Here is a 17,919-nt window from a genome sequence, read left to right as displayed (position 1 = left end):
GCCTGTGCGTGGCGGTGTCACAAGGCGGGTGCCGCAGCCGTCTCAGGCGCGGAGCGTCTCGCGGGGCGGTACGCCGTAGCTGGCGTGGTACCGGGCGGTGAACCTGCTGTGGCTGGCGAACCCCCACCGGCTGGCGATCGCCGACACGGTCTCCCGTCGAGGGTCGGCCCGGACCAGGTCGTGGTGGGCGCGGTCGAGGCGGATCCCGCGCAGGTACGCCATCGGGGTGGTGCCGAGGTGGCGGCGGAACGCGAGTTGCACGGCCCGCAGGGAGACGGCGGCGGCGCCGGCGATGTCTGCCGCGCTGATGTCCCGGTCGGCGTTCTCCTCCATGAAGGCGATGGCGCGGCGCAGGGTGGCCGTGCTGGCGTCGCGGCGGTCCGCGGCTGTCTCGTCGGTGAAGGCCGTGTTGGGAAAGATCGCCAGCGCCGCCGCGGCGAGCATCCGCGCGGCGTTGCCGACCACCAGCGGCTGAACCCGGGAGTTCGGGTTGCTCAGGACGACGTCGGTGATGTAGCTCGTGGTCTTTCGCCACTGCCGGGCGAGGAGCGCGTTTGCGGCGCCCAGGTCGGTGAACCGGATCCGGCCGGGCCGCCGGCCCGGTGCGGCGGTCGCCACCTGCGTCAGCACCGCGAGGTCCAGGACGCAGAGTTCCACCAGACCAGGCTGCCAGTGCAGGCTGAACCGCCGGCCGGGCCGGGTGGTGAGAAAGACGTCACCCGGACCGAACCGGTGGGTGGATCCCTCGCAGGTGCGGTCGATGAGGGCGGTGCGGCTACGGCAGACGACCAACCCGTCGATGTCGTCGACCTCGATGTCGAGATGCGCGGTCTGGCCGGTGGCGGCGAGGGCGAACGGCCCGGTGTCGACGCGCTGGTGAACGAGGTGGTATCCGGTCTCCTCGGCGCGGATGCGCAGGTCCGCCTCGTACGTGCTGGCCAGGAAACGGTGGATGGCCGCCGGGTCGCGGCTGTCGAATCCTCGGGTCTGCACTGATGACGTCATCCGCTGTCTCCGTCCGGGGAAGGACCCGCCGGTGGTCCACCAGGGCCGGCGGTGTGGTCGGGACGTGTCCGGGCGCACGGGCCGGTGGGTCGCGGCACGGTGCTGACCGGCGGTTCGGCGGTGGTGGCGGTCGAGAGTTGTCGGACTGGACCGGGCTTTAAGGATTCCCAACTATTCGCATATTCATTGATGGGAATTCCACCATACGGTAGCCAGCGGCGTGTCGCCGACCTTTTGGCCGACTCCTGAGCCCACTTCGCATTCCGGCTATCGCACGCGGCGATCTGCGCCCGCTGTCCTAGTCGCCCCGCCCACGGCGACGAAATCTTGTCAATGATCTCCCGGACGCCGCACCGGAGTCCGGGAACGTTGCCGGGAATCCGGCCTCGTGATGGGGGTGGACGTTGGACATAAGCGATCCGGATCGCGTCGTACGACTGGCGGTGGGCGAGGCGTTGGCGCGGGTGGCGGACGAGGACAGCCTGGGACTGGGCGAGGGCGACGCCCTGGAGAACCTGGGAGTCGCGCTGCGCGAGGTGCTCCGCCGTGCTCTCGACGACCGGGTGCCACTGACCACACCCGAGTTCGTCGACCTGTGCCGCGACCTGCGGCTGAACCGGGACTCCTTCGACCTGCTCGGGCACTACCTGCTCACCGCGTTGCTGGCCCACCACGTGGGACCCGACGCCCTGATCCGCGTCGGGGTGCTCCTGGGCACCGTCCGGCGCTATCTGCCCGCGCCCCGGCCACCCGCGCACCGCAACGCCGGCCCCGCTCCCCGGCGACGGGACGTGCGCGCCGACAACAGCGTCGTGGGCCGGTACCAGCGACCGAAGCTGCCCGAACACCTTCCCAACCCGCCGAGCTGGACCTGCACGGGCTGCGGTCGGGAGTGGCCCTGCGCCACCAAGCAGAGTCAACTGCTCGCCGAGTTCGGTGGGGCGCGCGCCTCCCTCGCCGTCTACCTCGGTTCCTGTCTCGTCGCCGCAGCCGAGGATCTGCCGACCCTGCCACTGCCCCGGGCGCGGCTCCGGTTCCTGGGCTGGCTGCCCCGCGCCCGGATCTGACAACGACTCGCCGCCGCGGCACTAGGCAAGAGGGACATCGATGCGATGGAATGTGATCCACGCGTCGCACCCCGGGAGGACACCGATGTCGACCGCCCGTACCCGCGCCCGGGTCGCCAGCATCCTGGCCGGCCTGCTGGTCGCGGCGCTGTTCGCCGCTCCCGCCGCACCCGCGGCCGCCGACCCGACCACCCGGCACCGGCAGTCCCCGCCGCACGTCGTCGGCACCGAGACGGTCCCCGTCTACTCCTACGCCGACGCCATCCGGGAGAGCGTCTGGGTCGAGACACGGGCCGACAGCGACGGCGACGGCGTACGGGACCGGGTGGCCGTCGACGTCGTCCGACCGCGCGAGGCGGCCACCGCCGGGGTCCGGGTACCGGTCATCATGGACGCGTCGCCCTACTACCTCTGCTGCGGTCGGGGCAACGAGAGCGAACGCAAGACGTACGACGCGGCAGGCGTGATCGCCAAGGCTCCGCTGTTCTACGACAACTACTTCGTCCCGCGCGGGTACGCGTTCGTCGCCGCCGACCTGGCCGGCACCGCCCGCTCCACCGGCTGCGAGGACGTCGGCGGCCCGGCCGAGGTGGGCAGCGCCACCGCAGTGGTGGACTGGCTCAACGGGCGCGCCCGCGCGTACGCCGCCGACGGGCGGCAGGTGAGCGCCGCCTGGAGCACCGGACGGGTCGGCATGATCGGCAAGTCGTGGGACGGCTCGGTCGCCAACGGGGTCGCCGCCACTGGTGTGCCGGGGCTGGCCACGATCGTGCCGATCTCGGCGATCTCCAGCTGGTACGACTACATGCGTTACAACGGTGTCCTGCGCGCCGCCGACTACCCCGGCTACCTGCACTCGTACGTCAACGGGCGCGGCGAGCAGGCGTGCGCCGACGTCCTGGCCCGACTGCGGTCGGACAGCGCGGAGGAGACCGGCGACCGCAACGGGTTCTGGGCGCAGCGCGACTACCGGCCCTCGGCCGGGCGGGTCCGGGCCAGCGTGTTCGTGGCGCACGGCGTGAACGACCTGAACGTCACGACCAACCAGTTCGCCCGCTGGTGGCAGGAGCTGGCCGAGCAGGGCGTGCCCCGCAAGCTCTGGCTCTACCAGGCCGGCCACGAGGACCCGTTCGACGTCCGGCGCGGCGCGTGGGTCGGCACGCTGCACCGCTGGTTCGACTACTGGTTGCAGGGGCTGCGCAACGGCGTGATGGACGAGCCCCGGGTCGACCTGGAGACCGCCCCGGGCACCTGGACGACCCAGCGGGACTGGCCCGCCCCCGGCACCCGGGACGTGCGGGTCGCCCTCGGCGCCGGAGACGGCGTGACCGGGACGCTCGGCGGGCGCGGCGCGCGGCCGGGTCGGGAGCGGGCGTACGTCGACGAGTCGCTGTCCGAGGACGCACTGGTGGCCGAGCCGAACAGCGCAGCCTCCGGCCGGCTGGTGTTCCTCTCCGGTGCGCTCACCGCACCCCTGCGAATCTCCGGCAGCCCGTCGGTGCGGCTGCGGATCCGGGTGGACCGCCCGACCACCGAGCTGACCGCCCGGCTCGTCGACTACGGCACCGCCGAGCGGATCCGCTACGACAGCTCCGAGGGCGTGCGGACGCTGACCACCGAGTCCTGCTGGGGAGCGTCGACGGCCGCCGACGACGCCTGCTACCGGGACACCGAGGAGATCACCGCGGTCACCGACCACGCCGTGCTGACCCGGGGATGGCTCGACGCCGCGCACCACCGCTCGCTGCGGTTCACCAGCCCGCTGCGCCCGGACCGGTGGTACACGGTGACGGTGCCGTTGAACGCGTACGACGCGGTGGTGCCGGCCGGGCACGTGCTCGGCCTGGTGCTCGGTCAGAGCGACCCGGACTTCACCGAGACCGACGACCGCGACGCCACCGTCCGGGTCGACCTGGGTCGCAGCGAGTTGGTCCTTCCGGTCACCGGCCGGGCCGGGCTGCCCAGCGTCGCCGTCGCGCCGTCGGTGGTCACCGCGCCGGCCGAGCGGTCGTCGGCCCGGACGGCGCCGGACAACCGGCAGGTGCCCTGAATCAGTTCATCGTCGCCCCGTGCCACGTACAACACTTGTTCATCACCCTCTCCGAGGCTTCTTGATCGAAAGAGCATCCGCTTGATCGAGGAGAGGCTCTCAGGTGAGAGACAAGCAATCCGAACAGGCCGAGCACGCGCAGCTGTCGCGGCGCAAGCTGGTCAAGTACGCAGGCGTCGGCGCGACGCTTGCCGCGGCCAGCCCGCTGGTGGGGGCCGGCGCGGCGTGGGCCGACGAGGAGCGTCGGCCGGCCGGCGACACGAGCGACAGGGGCGCCGCGAAGAACCGGTCGTGGCGTGCGGGCGACCACCACGTCCACTCCGAGTACAGCGGCGAGTTCGACACGACGAAGAGCCCTATCGTCTTCCACAAGGGCGCGGACGCCGTCTACCCGATCGTCACCAACGCCATCATGGCCAAGAACTTCGGCCTGACCTGGGCCATGTGCACCGACCATGGGGGACCGACGCATTCCAGGGTGAACATCGAGCAGGCGTACCCCGATCTGCTGCGCTCGCGCAAGCTGGTCCCCGAGGTGCTCCAGTTCTGGGGCATGGAGTTCGACGCGCCGTCGCTCGACCACCACACGCTGATGATCCCGCGCCACGACGACGAGGCGAAGCAGCTCTTCGAGCTGGAGAGCCGGTTCGCCAAGTACGACGCGTTCCCGACCGACCCGGCCCGCGACACCGAGGCCAGGATGGTGGAGTTCCTCAAGGTCGCGCGGGGGATGCCGCACAAGCCCCTCGTGATCGCCCACCACGCGTCCCGCTCGGCGCCCGGTCTCGGCGTCTACGGCCAGGACACGCCACGCGAGTTCCGCAACGGCAACAACGCCGCGCCGGACGTCTACATCGGCTTCGAGGGGGCTCCCGGGCACCAGGCGGGTCCGCTCAACGGGGGCAAGCGGGGCGGGTACGGCAACCACCCCACCTACGGCGGCTTCGACCAGATGACCGCGCGGGTCGGTGGTCTCTGGGATTCGCTGCTCGGTGAGGGCCGGCGCTGGTGGATCACCGCGACGTCGGACTCGCACGTGCACTGGACGCGCGGCGGCTCGGACTTCTGGCCGGGGGAGTACAGCAAGACCTACGTGCACGCCCGTCAGGACTACGGCGACATCATGGACGGCCTGCGCAACGGCCGGATCTGGGTGACCACAGGTGACCTGATCCGCGGCCTCGACGTGACAGCCAGGTCGCAGGGGAGGACGGCCGAGGTGGGCGAAACCATCACCCTCAGCCGCCGCGGCCGCACCGACGTCGAGATCGAGATCCGGTTCCGCCCGCTGGGGGGCGTGAACGCCAACGGGGACCGCCCCGAGGTCCGCCGGGTCGACCTGATCGTCGGTCAGATCACCGGGCCGAGCGCCGACCCGGACGCCGACACCAACCCCACCACGAGCGTGGTGGCCAGGTTCGGCCCGCGCGACTGGCGTCGACAGGGCGACGAGTACGTCATCAGGCACACCCTGCGCAACGTCGAGGCCGACACGTACGCGCGGGTGCGCGGCACCAGCACCGACGAGGCCGAGCCGCTCGCCGACGGGCTGGAGAGCCCGTGGGACGATCTGTGGTTCTACTCGAACCCGGTCTTCGTGCACGTGCGCTGATCCGCAGGCACAGCGGGTCCGCCGGAGCCGCTCGACGCACCAACTGTCGGGCGGCGCCAGCGGACCCGTGCCGTATCCGGCGCCGGCGGCTGGTGCTCAGGAGGCGCTGGCGCGGCGGCCGGCCCGGCGCGCGCCGGTCGGTGGCTCGGTCGTGTCTGGCCGCACCTGCTCGACCACCTCGCAGAGGTTCCGCAGCGGGTCGGTCGCCTGGGTCGAGCAGGCGACGCGTTGCAGCAGGGCCCGCAGCGTCGCCGACTCGGCAGGCGTGAGCGCCCCCAGCAGGTGTGCCTCGACCTGTCGCAGCGCCCGCCGTCGCTGCTCCCAGGCCGCCCGGCCGGTGTCGGTGACGTCCACCAGCCGGCTGCGTCGATCGGCCGGGTCGGCCCGTCGGGCGACGAACCCGGGCCGCTCCAGGTCGTCGATCAGGTACGTGAGCACCGTGCGGTCGATGCCGAGTTCCTCGGCGATCGCGCCCTGGTTGCGGGCCGGCCCGTTGGCGGCGGCGGTGAGCACCTGGTAGCCGCGCGGGCCACCGGGGAAGTCGGCCAGGGCGTGCTCGGCCGCCTTGATGTGGCCCCGGAACACGATCCCGAGCATCCAGCCCAGGTCGTCGTCGAGCGGATCGGGCCGGTCCGGCCGGTCGGTGGCACCCGTCATAGGACGACAATAGCGCAGCACGGCATACCTTGTTGGCAGAAGATGTTCTGTCTGGCATAAGGTTGTGCGCATGACGCATTGCGCGGAACGGGAGGCTCGCAGATGAGCGACTACGGCCACGAGCTGATCTTCGGCTCGTTCACCACGCCCGGCAACGACGATCCGGACCGCACCGTCGGTCTCGCCCTCCTGGCCGAGCAGGTCGGGCTCGACCTCGTGACCTTCCAGGACCACCCGTACCAGCCACGGTTCCTCGACACCTGGACGCTGCTGAGCTTCGTGGCGGCCCGCACCGATCGGGTGCAGCTGTCGGCGAACGTCACGAACCTGCCGCTGCGCCCACCTGCGGTGCTCGCCCGCAGCGTCGCCAGCCTCGACCTGCTCACCGACGGCCGGGTCGCGCTGGGTCTCGGCGCGGGCGCGTTCTGGGACGCCATCGAGGCGATGGGCGGTCGACGGCTGACCGCCGGGGAGGGCGTACGGGCGCTGGAGGAGGGCATCGAGGTCATCCGGCAGATCTGGGACGCCGAGGCGCGCGGCGGCGTCCGGGTCGACGGCGAGTTCCACCGGGTGGTAGGCGCCAAGCGTGGGCCGTCCCCCGCCCACGCGGTGCCGATCTGGCTGGGAGCGTACAAGCCGCGCATGCTGGCGCTCACCGGTCGCCGGGCCGACGGTTGGCTGCCCTCACTGGGCTACCTCCAGCCCGGTGACCTGGCCAAAGGCAACGCCATCATCGACGACGTCGCACGCGAAGCGGGCCGCTCGCCCCGGGACGTGCGCCGGCTGCTCAACATCTCCGGCACGTTCTCGACGGTCGGGCGCGGACAGCTGAACGGCCCCGCCGAGCAGTGGGCGCGCGAGCTGGCCGAGCTGGCTCTGGGCGACGGCGTCAGCACGTTCATCCTCGCCAGCGACGACCCCGACGACCTGCGCCGGTTCGCCGGCGAGGTGGCGCCCGCCGTCCGCGAGCTGGTGGCCACCGAGCGCGAGCGGGGCGACGTGCCCGCCGCGGTGCCGCCGGTGGCCGTCGCGCCGGCGGCGCCTCCGGCGCGGGCGAGGGTGACCGCCGGCGCCTTCGCCGTGGTACCGACCCCCGACGACGGCCGGCGGCTCAGTGACCGCCAGGTGTGGGACGAGTCGGCCCGCCCGACCGGACCGGCGCCCGATCCGACGCGCACCTACACCGCGCACGAGCAGGCGAACGGCCAGCACCTGGTGCAGGTGCACGACGGGCTGCGGGGTGAGCTGGCCCAGATCCACGATCTCATCGAGCAGGTAGCGGCAGGTGAGATCGACGCCGGCGCCGCCCGTTCCCACATCAACACGATGACCATGCGGCAGAACCGGTGGACGCTCGGCGCGTACTGCGAGTCGTACTGCCGCATCGTCACCACCCACCACACCATCGAGGACCAGGCGCTCTTCCCGCGCCTGCGGCAGGCCGATCCCCGGCTGCGTCCGGTCATCGACCGGCTGGAGCAGGAGCACCACGTCATCCACGACGTGCTGGAGGGGGTCGATCGCGCCCTGGTGGCGTACGTCGGAGCGCCGGACGGCCTGGCCGAGCTGCGCGCCGCGGTGAACCTGCTGACCGACACCCTGCTGTCGCACCTGAGCTACGAGGAGCGCGAGCTGGTCGAGCCGTTGGCCCGGTTGGGGGTGAGCTGACCGCCCCGGGGGCTTGCCCTCGAATGACGTGAGAGACTACTTTCGAAACATGTCTCTCAAGAACCCGTACGGGGATTTCGAGATCACCGAGCCGCAGGCGCTGCGGGCGCTCGCCCATCCGGTGCGGCTCGCCATTCTCGACCGGCTCCAGCGGCACGGCCCGGCCACCGCCACCGGGCTGTCGCCGCACGTCGGCGCCACCCCGTCGGTGGTCAGCTGGCACCTGCGGCACCTCGCCACGTTCGGCCTGGTCACCGACGCCGAGGGCACCGCCAGCAAGCGGGAACGCTGGTGGCAGGCAGCCGCCCGCGGCTTCCGTTTCAGCCTGCCGGACGACGCCGAGGGGCAGGCCGCCGGCCGGCAGCTGCGCGGCGAGATGTTCGCCAGGTACGCCGAGACGCCGCAGCAGTGGTTGCTGCACGAGGAACCCCGGCTGGACGCCGAGTGGCGGGGGCTGGCCGGGGTCGCCAACACGCGGTTCGTCGCCACCCCCGACGAGCTACGGGAGCTGGAGAGCGCCATCGAGGAGTTGCTCGCCCCGTACGTGCGGCGCGAGGACGACGAGACGCCACCGGACGGCGCGCGGACCGTGCGGATGTTGCGCTACCTGCTGCCCGAGACCGGCGACGACAGGTCCGCGTCATGACCACCGTCGACACCGCGCCCCCGCCAGCCCTGCACCGTGACAGGCGGTTCCGCACCTTCTGGATCGGCGAGACGATCTCCCAGTTCGGTGACCGGATCAGCGAACTGGCCCTGCCGTTGATCGCCGTCACCCTGCTCGCCGCGACGCCCGTGCAGGTAAGTGTCCTCACCGCGTTGATCTGGCTGCCCAACCTGCTGGGCCTGTTCCTGGGCGCGTGGGTGGACCAGCGCACCCACAAACGGCGGCTCCTGATCATCGCGGACCTGATCCGGGCGGCGGTGCTGTTCAGCCTGCCGGTGGCCTACCTGTTCGACGCGATCACCCTCACCCAGCTCTACCTGGTGGCGCTGCTCACCGGCGTCGGAGCGGTGCTGTTCGCCATGGCGCACCAGGCGTTCTTCGTCGCGCTGGTGCCCCGGTCGGCGTACGTGGACGCGAACAGCAAGCTGAGCATGAGCCGGTCGCTGTCCTTCATCGCCGGGCCGGCCGTCGGCGGTGGGCTGGTCCAGGCGCTCAGCGCGCCGGTGGCGATCGTCGTCGACGCGGTGTCATTCCTCGGCTCGGCGCTGCTACTCGGCCGTATCCCGGTCACCGAGTCGCCCCCACCGCCGAGTCAGTCGTCCACCCTCCGGCTGGTCCGCGAAGGGCTCGTGCTGGTGCTGCGCCACCCGGTGCTGCGCGCCGCGCTCGGCTGCACCACCACCGTCAACTTCTTCACCTTCATCACCGCCGCGCTGCTGGTGCTGTACGCCAGCAACGACCTGCACCTGTCGGCGGGCGCCATCGGCGTCGCCTTGGGTGTTGGCGCGCTCGGCGGGCTGGCCGGCGCCGCGCTCGCCCCCCGGGTCTCGCGCGCCATCGGGCTCGGCCGCACCGCGATGATCGGTGCGGTGCTGTTTCCCGCACCGCTGGCGCTGACCGCCCTGATCGCCGGCCCCACCTGGGCGAAGGTGGCCACCCTGGCCGCCATCGAGCTGGTATCCAGCGTCGGGGTGATGCTGATGGACGTCAACCTCAACGCCCTGATCGCCGCCGTCACGCCCGACGACGCGCGTGGCCGTCGGGCCGGTGCGTACAGCGCCGTCAACTACGGCATCCGGCCGCTGGGCGCGCTTGTCGGCGGCGCGCTGGGCACCACCATCGGCCTACGGCCGACCCTGGCCGTCGCCGGGTTGGGCGGCACGCTCGCCGTGCTCTGGCTGCTCGCGTCACCGGTACGCCACATCGCCAACCTCGACGAGGCGGCGACCTGACCGCCGGTCAGCCGGCCGCCTCCAGCAGCAACCGCGCCAACTCGGCCGGCTGGGAGAACATCGGCCAGTGGCCGGTGTCCATCGTGACCAGACGCCACTGCTCGCTGGTCAGTAGGCCGGCGACTGTGTCGTTGGGCTCCGGGCCGTCGAGCAGGCACTTGACGTACGTCGCCGGCAGCTCGCCCAGCGGCCGGTCGAGCACCGCCGGCTCGGTGAGCGACGCCCCCGGGTGCGGGGTGGCGCCCCCGATGAGCCGGGCGACCTGCTCGTCGGTGAGCCCCTGGCCGTCGAACTCGGCCGGGCCCGGCGGCGGCCAGTAGCCGCCGTTGTCGGCGATCAACGCCTCGAACACCTCCCGACCCTGCCACCAACCGGACGCGAACGACAGGCCGTCGACAGGCACCTCCGCGTCGACGAAGACCACCCGGGTCAGCCGGTCGCCGATCCGCTCGGCGGCCTGCCCCACCGGGATGCCCGAGTAGCTGTGCCCGACCAGCACCACATCGCGCAGGTCCCGTCGCTCGATCTCACCGACGATGTCCCGCACGTGGGTCTGCTGCCCGGCGGGCGCGTGCCGCCTCTCGGCCAGACCGGAGAGGGTCAGCGGATGGACGCCGTGCCCGGCCGCACGCAGCTGCGGAGCCACCTCGTCCCACGCCCACGAGCCCAGCCACGCCCCCGCCACCAGAACGAATTCAGCCATGGCGGGGACCCTAGCGTCGACCTGTGACAGCACGGCGGTTCAGGACCAGGTTCGGGCCTGCGCCGCGAAGACCTCCGGTGGGCTCTCCACCGGCAGCACGCACAGCAGGTGGCCACCGGGCGCCCGCAGGATCCGGCATTCCAGCCACCGCGTCACCTCGGTCGCGCCAAGACCGATCAGCCGGGCGGTCTCGGCCGCCACGTCGTCGGTCTCGATGTCGAGGTGGTAGCGCGGCGCGTCGTCGACCGCCTGAACGGCGGTGACCAGCCCCGGCAGGGCCCCGTGCAGACCGACGAACTGTGGCTCCTCGGGATGGGTGCGGGTGGGCACACCCAGGGCCGCGGACCAGAACTCCGCCGCCCGGGCCGCCTCCGCCTTCGGCGCGTCGATGAGCAACGCGTACACACGGCTTCGATGCATGCGAGGCAGGATATCGACGACTCCGCCGCCCCGCCCGACCCGTCGCTCAGCAGTGGTCCAGCGGCGGTGGGCCGACGTCGACAGGCAACCGGTAGATCCGGACCGGATAGTCGACTGCCGCGTGCCCACCGTTGAGCCCTGCGGTCAGGTGCAGTTGGGCCGCCGGCATCCACAGGTGCCCGTCGGCGTCGAGCCACATCGCGTCCACCCAGGACAGACGGGGGTCGTCGACGAGCGTACGCACACCACCGTCGGGAGCCAGTGCCAGGATGCGCCGGCGTTCCACGTCGCTGAGGTAGATGGTGCCGTCGGCGTCGATCGCCGTACCGCCGGTGCTGGGCGTGGCGCACCATGGCTCCACCCGACGGGCCAACTCGTCGGCGGAGACAGTCGGGTCGTTAAGCCATCGGATGCCGATCCGGGACATGCCGCCGGATGCCGGTTGGTAGTACAGCCACCGCCCGTCCGGCGACACCTCCAGCTGGTCGGCGTGGACGCGCACCTCGGCACCGGCGGGATCGCGCAAAGCCCGGCCGTCGGCGACAAGCGTGCCGCCCACCGTGCTCGGATGTCCGTCCAACACCCGCCGGCACCGGCCCGAGTCGAGGTCCAGCACGATGAGGCCTGGCGCACCCGCGTCGGTGAGGTACGCGGTGCCACGGTGGAACCGGACGTCGTCCACGTAGCTGTCGGGACGTACCGCCTCGTCGAGACGGTGGATCCGCTCCACCCGGTCGCCGTCCACGTCGACCACGATCAGCCGTGCTCCACCGGGCACCTGCCGCCCGCCGATCTGCGGCGCCCCCGAGTCGACGATCCACAGCTTGCCGTCCGGCCCGGCGCGCAGGCCGTTGACGTGGACGAACGCGCCGTCCGCCGACTGGCCCACCCGGTTCCACGCGGCGTCCGGGTACGGCCGGCGACCGCCGCCCGGCAGCGCCTCGGCCACCTGCACCCCCGGCCCGTCCGCCGACGGGTAACTCAGGAACACACGACCCCGCAGGGTGGTCACCCCCGTGCACACCCGGTCCTCGGCGCGCACCGACGTCAACCGGGGATCCTCCTCGGTGCGAAGCAGGGACACCGGTCCGCTCCTCATCCACTCGGCGGCGTCTCGACTCGGCGGCCGACGGGACCGACCACCATCGGCGCGGTATCCCCGAGCCGGAACCCGCGAAACGCCTGCCGCTCTCACACCGGGCGGTCGACCAGGGCGGCGAGCCGTTTGGGCGCCAGCACGCAGTAGCTCTCGGTGAGCAGCTCGCCGACCTCGTCCCAGTCGGTGTCGTCGGACAGGACCATGCCCATCACGTCCCGGCCCCAGTCCGGCTTGTAGAAGGGGTGCCCACAGCCCAGGAGGCCGGCGATCTCGTCGAGTGGCGACCGGAAGACCAGCAGGCAGGCAGGCCGGTCGAGCGCCGCCGCGCGCGCGTGCACCGCCTGCCGGGCCGGGTCGACGGTGAGCACGTGGGCGAAGGTCCGTCTGCGGATCCGCCAGCGGACGCCCACCCAGGCCGGCTCCTCGTACGTCTCCGGCAGCCCACGGCAGATCGGACGCAGCCGGTCGAGGATCTCGGGGTCGACGTCTCCGGGCGCGCTCACGGGCCGTACCCTAGTGACCGGGTACGACACGTCCCCGAGTCGCCGGGCTGTGGTGTGCGCCCGGTCGATCCGCCAGTATGGGCCGGGGCGATGTCGGGCCGTCGCCCGCGCCGACCCGCCCCGTGCCCGCTGAGGAGTACCGTGTCGTCCACCCTGCTCTCCCGCCGCGACCTGGACTTCCTGCTGTACGACTGGCTGCGGGTGGCCCACCTCGTCGAGCGTCCCCGCTACGCCGAGCACTCCCGGGAGACGTTCGACGACGCGCTGGACCTCGCCGAGCGGGTGGCCACCGAGCAGTTCGCCCCGCACAACCGGGCTGCCGACCTCACCGAGCCCACCTTCGACGGGCAGCGGGTGCGGCTCATCCCGCAGATCCGGGCGGCACTGGACAGCTTCGCCGAGACCGGCCTGCTCACCGCCGGGCTGGACGAGTCGGTCGGCGGCCTGCAACTGCCACACGCCGTCGCCGCCGCCTGCTTCGCCTGGTTCCAGGCCGCCAACGTGGCCACCTCCGCGTACCCGATGCTCACCCTCGGCAACGCCAACCTGCTGCTGACGTACGGCAGCGTCGACCAGGTGGACACCTACGTACGGCCCATGCTGGACGGCCGGTTCTTCGGCACCATGTGCCTGTCCGAGCCGCACGCGGGCAGTTCGCTCGCCGACATCACCACCCGTGCCGAGCCGCAGGACGACGGCACCTACCGGCTCTTCGGCACCAAGATGTGGATCTCCGGCGGTGACCACGAGCTGGCCGAGAACATCGTCCACCTGGTGCTGGCCCGGATCCCCGGCGGGCCGCCCGGGGTCAAGGGAATCTCGCTGTTCATCGTGCCCAAGGTGCTGGTCGGCACGGACGGGTCGCTCGGCGAGCGCAACGACGTGGTGCTGGCCGGGCTCAACCACAAGATGGGCTTCCGGGGTACCACCAACACCCTGCTGAGCTTCGGCGACGGCCGGCACACTCCCGACGGCCGGCCCGGGGCGGTGGGCCACCTCGTCGGCGCCCCGCATCAGGGGCTGGCGCAGATGTTCCACATGATGAACGAGGCCCGGATCGGCGTGGGGGCCGGCGCGACCGCGCTGGGCTACACCGGCTACCTCAAGAGCCTCGCGTACGCCCGGGAACGGCCGCAGGGCCGGCCGGTGGGCGCCAAGGACCCGGCCGCGCCGCAGGTGCCGATCATCGACCATCCCGACGTACGACGGATGCTGCTGGCGCAGAAGAGCTACGTGGAGGGGGCTCTCGCGCTGGTGCTCTACTGCGCGAGGCTGCTCGACGAGGAGAAGACCGCCCCGGCGGACGCCGACCGTGAGCGGGCGCACCTGCTGCTGGAGGTGCTCACCCCGATCACCAAGAGTTGGCCGTCGCAGTGGTGCCTGGCCGCCAACGACCTGGCGATCCAGGTGCTCGGCGGCGCCGGCTACACCCGCGACCACGACGTGGAGCAGCACTACCGGGACAACCGGCTCAACCCCATCCACGAGGGCACCCACGGCATCCAGGCGCTGGACCTGCTCGGCCGCAAGATGACCATGCGTGACGGCGCGGGTCTGTCGCTGCTGACCGAGAAGATCGGGGACACCGTGGCCCGGTGCCGCAAGGCCGGAGGGGAGCCCGCCGAGCTGGCCGACCGGCTCGCCGACGCGGCGGACCGGGTGGTCGCGGTGACGCGTCGACTCTGGGCGGATGGCGACCCGGTGCTCGCGCTGGCCAACGCCAGCGCCTACCTGGAGGCCGTCGGGCACGTGGTGATCGCGTGGATGTGGCTGGAGCAGTGGTTGGCGCTGCCACCCGAGGAGGCCGGCGACGCGTTCCACGCCGGCAAGCGGCAGGCCGCGCGTTACTTCCTCACCGTCGAGCTGCCCCGTACCGGCCCGCAGTTCGACCTCCTGGACAGCCGGGACCGCACCGCCCTCGACATGCGTACCGAGTGGTTCTGAGGCGCGTCAACGCCGACGGGTCTGGTGCTGGACCGCCTGCCGTCCCTTGACGAAGGCGAGCACGATCACCGCGACGAGCGCGATCAGCCCGATGATGACCAGCCAGCGAACCGCCTCGAGGATCAGCCCGAGCAGGATCAGCACACCGGCGACGACGCCGACGACCCAGAGCAAGGCACGCATCTCGACCTCCCGTGACGGGTGGCCGCTCGACACGACGACCCCGGAGCGGAACCTTCCCGCCCCCACAAACCCCAAACCCCACCCCGCCCTCCCGGCCGCCCTTTCGCGATCTTGCACTTACTGCCGGGACAACAGCTGGCAAAAGGGGCGAATTGGCGACCGAAAGTGCAAGATCGGCGCGGGGCGCGGGGCGCGGGGCGCGGGGGCGCTGTTAGGGCTGGGATACGTAGACGGTGTTGGCGGACTGGCCGCCCGTGAGGGGGTTGGCGAACGGTACGACGTGCGCCTGCGTGGTGCCGAACACCTCGCCGAGAGTCGCGGTGAACGCGTCGTCGGGTGGGTCGTCCGACCACAGCGCGAAGACCCCCTCCGGGCGCAGCAGCGCGGCCAGCCGGCGGAGGCCCTGCGGCGTGTAGAAGTCGGCGTGGCTGGGGTGCAGCACGTTGCGTGGTGAGTGGTCGACGTCGAGCAGCACGGCGTCGAACCGCCGGCCGGGCTCGTCGGCGTCGAAGCCGGTGCCTCCGGCGACCGCCGCGAAGAAGTCGGCCTGGACGAAGCGGGTTCGCGGGTCCTCCGCGAGCCCCGCGGTGAACGGCAGCAGCCCGCGCCGGTGCCAGTCGATGACATCCTCGATCGCCTCGACCACCAGCAGCGACCGGACTCTCGGGTCGTCAAGCGCGGCCTTGGCCGTGTAACCGAGACCGAGGCCGCCGACCACCACGTCCAGGGTGTCGCCGGTCAGCGCGGCGAGGCCCAGCCGGGCCAGCTCGATCTCCGCGACCGGGAAGAGGCTGGACATCAGGTACTCGTCGTCGAGCTTGACCTCGTACACCTCGACCTGCAGTGCCGGGTCGAGACGCCGACGCAGGCTGATCTCGCCGATCGGAGTCTCCCGCCAGGCCAGCTCCTCGAAACGCGCGCCCACGGTGCCCTCTCGCCGCCAGATTCGTCCCCGCATGGTATCCGTCGGGGCCGCGCCGGCAACGCAGGGTCCACGGGACATCGACGCACCGCATATCCTGTGCCCGGCCGATCCAGTGGGAAGGGGCCTCATGCCGTCGCGGCAGGACCAGCTGCACTCCTACCAGTTCAGCGTCCAGCGGGCGGTCGCCGCCCTGGTCATGCGGGAGACCGACCCCGCGCAGTCGCCGTTTCGACGGCTGGCGGGCGCCGGCCTGGCCGGCGTCCTGGTCGCGGCGATCGGGCTGGGCGGCTCGGCGTTGTACGGTCTGTTCGCCGGCGGTGGCAAGGGGTGGCGGGACCCGGGCGCGGTAATCGTCGAGAAGGAGTCCGGCGCCCGGTTCGTCTACCGCGAGCAGAAGCTGCACCCGGTGCTCAACTACGCCTCGGCGTTGCTGATCGTCGGCGCGGACACCTCGAAGACAGTGCTCGTCTCGCGGCGTTCGATCGACGGCGTGCCGCGCGGGCTGCCGTTGGGCATCGCCGACGCACCCGACTCGCTGCCCGCCGCGGGCCGCCTGGCGACGACGGGGTGGACTGTCTGCTCGGCGGTCCCGGCCGGTGCTGACGGCGAGGGGCCCCGCTCCGCGCTGCTGATCGGCGCCGAGCCCGGCGGCGGGTGGCCGCTTGGCGACGACGCGCTGCTGCTGCGCCACCCCGACGGGGGGCTGCACCTGGTCTGGCACCAGCGGCGCTATCTGGTCCGCGACGCCAACCGGGTGCTGGCGGCCCTGGCCACCACCCGTACGCGTGCGGTGCCGGTGGCGCCCGCCCTGCTCAACGCCCTGCCCGCCGGCGTCGACCTGGCGCCGCTCGACCTGCCCGACCTGGGCCGGCCCAGCACCGGTGTGCCGGGCGCCAGCGTCGGCCAGGTCTACCTCGTGCGCAACTCCGGCGGCGGTCGGCAGTACGCGGTGGCGCTCGACGCCGGGTTGGCGGGGATCACCGAGTTGCAGGCCGGCCTGCTGCTGGCCACCACCGCCCAGGGTGAGCCGGCGCCCATGACGCTCGGGCAGTTCGCCGCGCTGCCCACGGTGCCCGACCTGACCCCGAGCGGCCCGACGGCCCCACCACCTGTCCCGCCCCGGCTCGCCGCGGCCGACGGCGCGGGCCTCTGCACGCGCGTCGGCGACGACGACGGGGTGGGCGAGGTGCGCTGGGGCGTACCGCTGCCGGACCTGGCGGCCGTGCCACGGACCGCGCCGGCCGGCGGCGCGGTCCTGGCCGACCACGTGGTGGTGGAGCCGGGCCGGGGCGCGGTGGTCGAGGCGGCGGCGGCGCCCGGCGCGTCCGGCGGCACGGTGTCCGTGGTCACCGACCTGGGCCGGCGGTACGTGGTGGCCGACCGCGGCGTCCTCGCGATGCTCGGCTACCGCGACGTGCGTCCGGTGCGGCTGCCGGCCGGCCTGGTGAGCCTGGTGCCGGCCGGCGCGACCCTGGACCCGGCGGCCGCGCGGGCGGTCGCCGCCCCCGGCTGAGGCGGGGCGGGGTCAGTCGGCCGGGCGGCGCAGGACGCTCACCGCGAAGTCCGCGTCGTCGCGCCACGGCCGCAGGTCCCAGGTGGCGAAGCGGTGTTCCAGGCGCAGGCCGGCGGCGACCGCGTCGGCGTCGAACGCGGTGAGCGGATAGCCGCGTTCGGTGCCGAAGCCGACCGCCAGGACGCCGTCCGCGCGCAGGTGCCCGGCGAGCCGGCGCAGCACCTCCGGTTCGGTGCCGACGGCGACGAACGCGAGGACGTTGCCGGCGAGTACGGCGGCGTCGAACGGCTCGGCCTCGCCCAGCGCGGGCAGGTCCAGCTCGGCCAGGTCGGCGACGAGCCAGTGCGGGCCGGGGTAGTCGGCGCGGGCGGCCTTCACCAGCGCGGGATCGGCGTCCACGCCGACGACTGTGTGCCCGCGCTGGGCCAGCGCGGCGCCGACCCGGCCGGTGCCGCTGCCGGCGTCGAGGACGCGCGACCCGGGTGCGACGAGTGCGTCCACCAGACGGGCCTCGCCGGCCAGGTCCGCGCCCTCGGCGGCGAGCTTGCGGAACCGGTCGATGTACCACTGCGAGTGCTCCGGACCGGTGTCGGTCGCCCAGCGGGTCGGGTTGGCCATACGGTCACGGTAGCCGGGCCGGCGGGGGCGCGGCGGGCGGCCCGGGGAGCCGG

Annotated in this window: 17 protein-coding genes; 8 read left to right on the top strand and 9 right to left on the bottom strand. The window is 72.7% G+C overall.

What is annotated here, in order from left to right; genetic code table 11:
* Positions 1-42 precede the first annotated feature (42 nt).
* Positions 43-1,005: a helix-turn-helix transcriptional regulator gene (locus tag ACFY1S_RS23115; RefSeq protein WP_387121594.1), complete on the bottom strand. Its 963-nt coding sequence runs from the start codon at positions 1,003-1,005 to the stop codon at positions 43-45.
* A gap of 404 nt (positions 1,006-1,409) precedes the next feature.
* Between ACFY1S_RS23115 and ACFY1S_RS23110 the strand changes: the two genes are divergently transcribed.
* The 3 genes from ACFY1S_RS23110 (at position 1,410) to ACFY1S_RS23100 (ending at position 5,734) form a co-directional block, all read left to right on the top strand.
* A complete protein-coding gene (locus ACFY1S_RS23110) occupies positions 1,410-2,072 on the top strand; it encodes a hypothetical protein (protein WP_387121591.1) in 663 nt (220 codons plus the stop codon).
* An 85-nt stretch (positions 2,073-2,157) separates the two neighbouring features.
* Positions 2,158-4,122, top strand: a complete 1,965-nt coding sequence (locus tag ACFY1S_RS23105) for a Xaa-Pro dipeptidyl-peptidase (RefSeq protein ID WP_387121588.1) — start codon at positions 2,158-2,160, stop codon at positions 4,120-4,122.
* Positions 4,123-4,225: 103 nt separating this feature from the next.
* Positions 4,226-5,734: a phosphoesterase gene (locus ACFY1S_RS23100; RefSeq protein WP_387121585.1), complete on the top strand. Its 1,509-nt coding sequence runs from the start codon at positions 4,226-4,228 to the stop codon at positions 5,732-5,734.
* A 96-nt stretch (positions 5,735-5,830) separates the two neighbouring features.
* On the opposite strand, the gene ACFY1S_RS23095 is transcribed toward ACFY1S_RS23100, so the two are convergent.
* Positions 5,831-6,391: a MarR family winged helix-turn-helix transcriptional regulator gene (locus ACFY1S_RS23095; RefSeq protein ID WP_387121582.1), complete on the bottom strand. Its 561-nt coding sequence runs from the start codon at positions 6,389-6,391 to the stop codon at positions 5,831-5,833.
* Positions 6,392-6,493: 102 nt separating this feature from the next.
* Here ACFY1S_RS23095 and ACFY1S_RS23090 point away from each other — a divergent pair, with 102 nt between their 5' ends.
* Genes ACFY1S_RS23090 through ACFY1S_RS23080 form a run of 3 tightly spaced genes read left to right on the top strand, consistent with a single transcriptional unit; the run spans position 6,494 to position 9,958 of the window.
* The gene (locus ACFY1S_RS23090) at positions 6,494-8,059 is read left to right on the top strand and encodes an LLM class flavin-dependent oxidoreductase (protein ID WP_387121579.1); all 1,566 of its coding nucleotides are present in this window, start codon (positions 6,494-6,496) and stop codon (positions 8,057-8,059) included.
* A 49-nt stretch (positions 8,060-8,108) separates the two neighbouring features.
* Positions 8,109-8,705 carry an ArsR/SmtB family transcription factor gene (locus tag ACFY1S_RS23085; protein ID WP_387121576.1) on the top strand — a complete coding sequence of 199 codons (597 nt, stop codon included), beginning with the start codon at positions 8,109-8,111 and terminating at the stop codon, positions 8,703-8,705.
* A complete protein-coding gene (locus ACFY1S_RS23080; protein WP_387121573.1) occupies positions 8,702-9,958 on the top strand; it encodes an MFS transporter in 1,257 nt (418 codons plus the stop codon). Before ACFY1S_RS23085 ends, ACFY1S_RS23080 begins: the two co-directional genes overlap by 4 nt.
* A 7-nt stretch (positions 9,959-9,965) precedes the next feature.
* On the opposite strand, the gene ACFY1S_RS23075 is transcribed toward ACFY1S_RS23080, so the two are convergent.
* The 4 genes from ACFY1S_RS23075 to ACFY1S_RS23060 all read right to left on the bottom strand — a co-directional run bounded on the left by ACFY1S_RS23075 (position 9,966) and on the right by ACFY1S_RS23060 (position 12,683).
* Complete coding sequence (locus ACFY1S_RS23075; protein ID WP_387121570.1) at positions 9,966-10,661, bottom strand: alpha/beta fold hydrolase; 696 nt, start codon at positions 10,659-10,661, stop codon at positions 9,966-9,968.
* A gap of 39 nt (positions 10,662-10,700) precedes the next feature.
* Entirely contained in the window at positions 10,701-11,081 is a 381-nt protein-coding gene (locus tag ACFY1S_RS23070; protein ID WP_387121567.1) for a VOC family protein, read from the bottom strand.
* A gap of 46 nt (positions 11,082-11,127) precedes the next feature.
* Positions 11,128-12,165 carry an SMP-30/gluconolactonase/LRE family protein gene (locus tag ACFY1S_RS23065; protein WP_387121565.1) on the bottom strand — a complete coding sequence of 346 codons (1,038 nt, stop codon included), beginning with the start codon at positions 12,163-12,165 and terminating at the stop codon, positions 11,128-11,130.
* Between the two features lie 107 nt (positions 12,166-12,272).
* Positions 12,273-12,683: an MmcQ/YjbR family DNA-binding protein gene (locus tag ACFY1S_RS23060; protein WP_387121562.1), complete on the bottom strand. Its 411-nt coding sequence runs from the start codon at positions 12,681-12,683 to the stop codon at positions 12,273-12,275.
* Positions 12,684-12,824: 141 nt separating this feature from the next.
* Between ACFY1S_RS23060 and ACFY1S_RS23055 the strand changes: the two genes are divergently transcribed.
* Positions 12,825-14,627 (top strand): acyl-CoA dehydrogenase, encoded by a 1,803-nt coding sequence (locus ACFY1S_RS23055; RefSeq protein WP_387121559.1) that lies wholly within the window; start codon positions 12,825-12,827, stop codon positions 14,625-14,627.
* 6 nt (positions 14,628-14,633) lie between these two features.
* Here the strand turns inward: ACFY1S_RS23055 and ACFY1S_RS23050 are convergent, their stop codons facing one another.
* Positions 14,634-14,810 (bottom strand): hypothetical protein, encoded by a 177-nt coding sequence (locus ACFY1S_RS23050; protein WP_387121556.1) that lies wholly within the window; start codon positions 14,808-14,810, stop codon positions 14,634-14,636.
* A 211-nt stretch (positions 14,811-15,021) separates the two neighbouring features.
* Positions 15,022-15,735 (bottom strand): spermidine synthase, encoded by a 714-nt coding sequence (locus tag ACFY1S_RS23045; protein ID WP_387121553.1) that lies wholly within the window; start codon positions 15,733-15,735, stop codon positions 15,022-15,024.
* A gap of 127 nt (positions 15,736-15,862) precedes the next feature.
* On the opposite strand from ACFY1S_RS23045, the gene eccB reads away from it, so the two are divergent.
* The gene (eccB, locus tag ACFY1S_RS23040; RefSeq protein WP_387121550.1) at positions 15,863-17,248 is read left to right on the top strand and encodes a type VII secretion protein EccB; all 1,386 of its coding nucleotides are present in this window, start codon (positions 15,863-15,865) and stop codon (positions 17,246-17,248) included.
* Positions 17,249-17,260: 12 nt separating this feature from the next.
* On the opposite strand, the gene ACFY1S_RS23035 is transcribed toward eccB, so the two are convergent.
* Positions 17,261-17,866 (bottom strand): class I SAM-dependent methyltransferase, encoded by a 606-nt coding sequence (locus ACFY1S_RS23035; protein ID WP_387121547.1) that lies wholly within the window; start codon positions 17,864-17,866, stop codon positions 17,261-17,263.
* Positions 17,867-17,919: the final 53 nt, after the last annotated feature.

Origin of the sequence: Micromonospora sp. NPDC000663 (assembly GCF_042898105.1) — a bacterium.
Classification (GTDB): domain Bacteria; phylum Actinomycetota; class Actinomycetes; order Mycobacteriales; family Micromonosporaceae; genus Micromonospora.
Note: the sequence above shows the minus strand (reverse complement) of the source record. Positions and strands in the feature narration are given on the sequence as shown.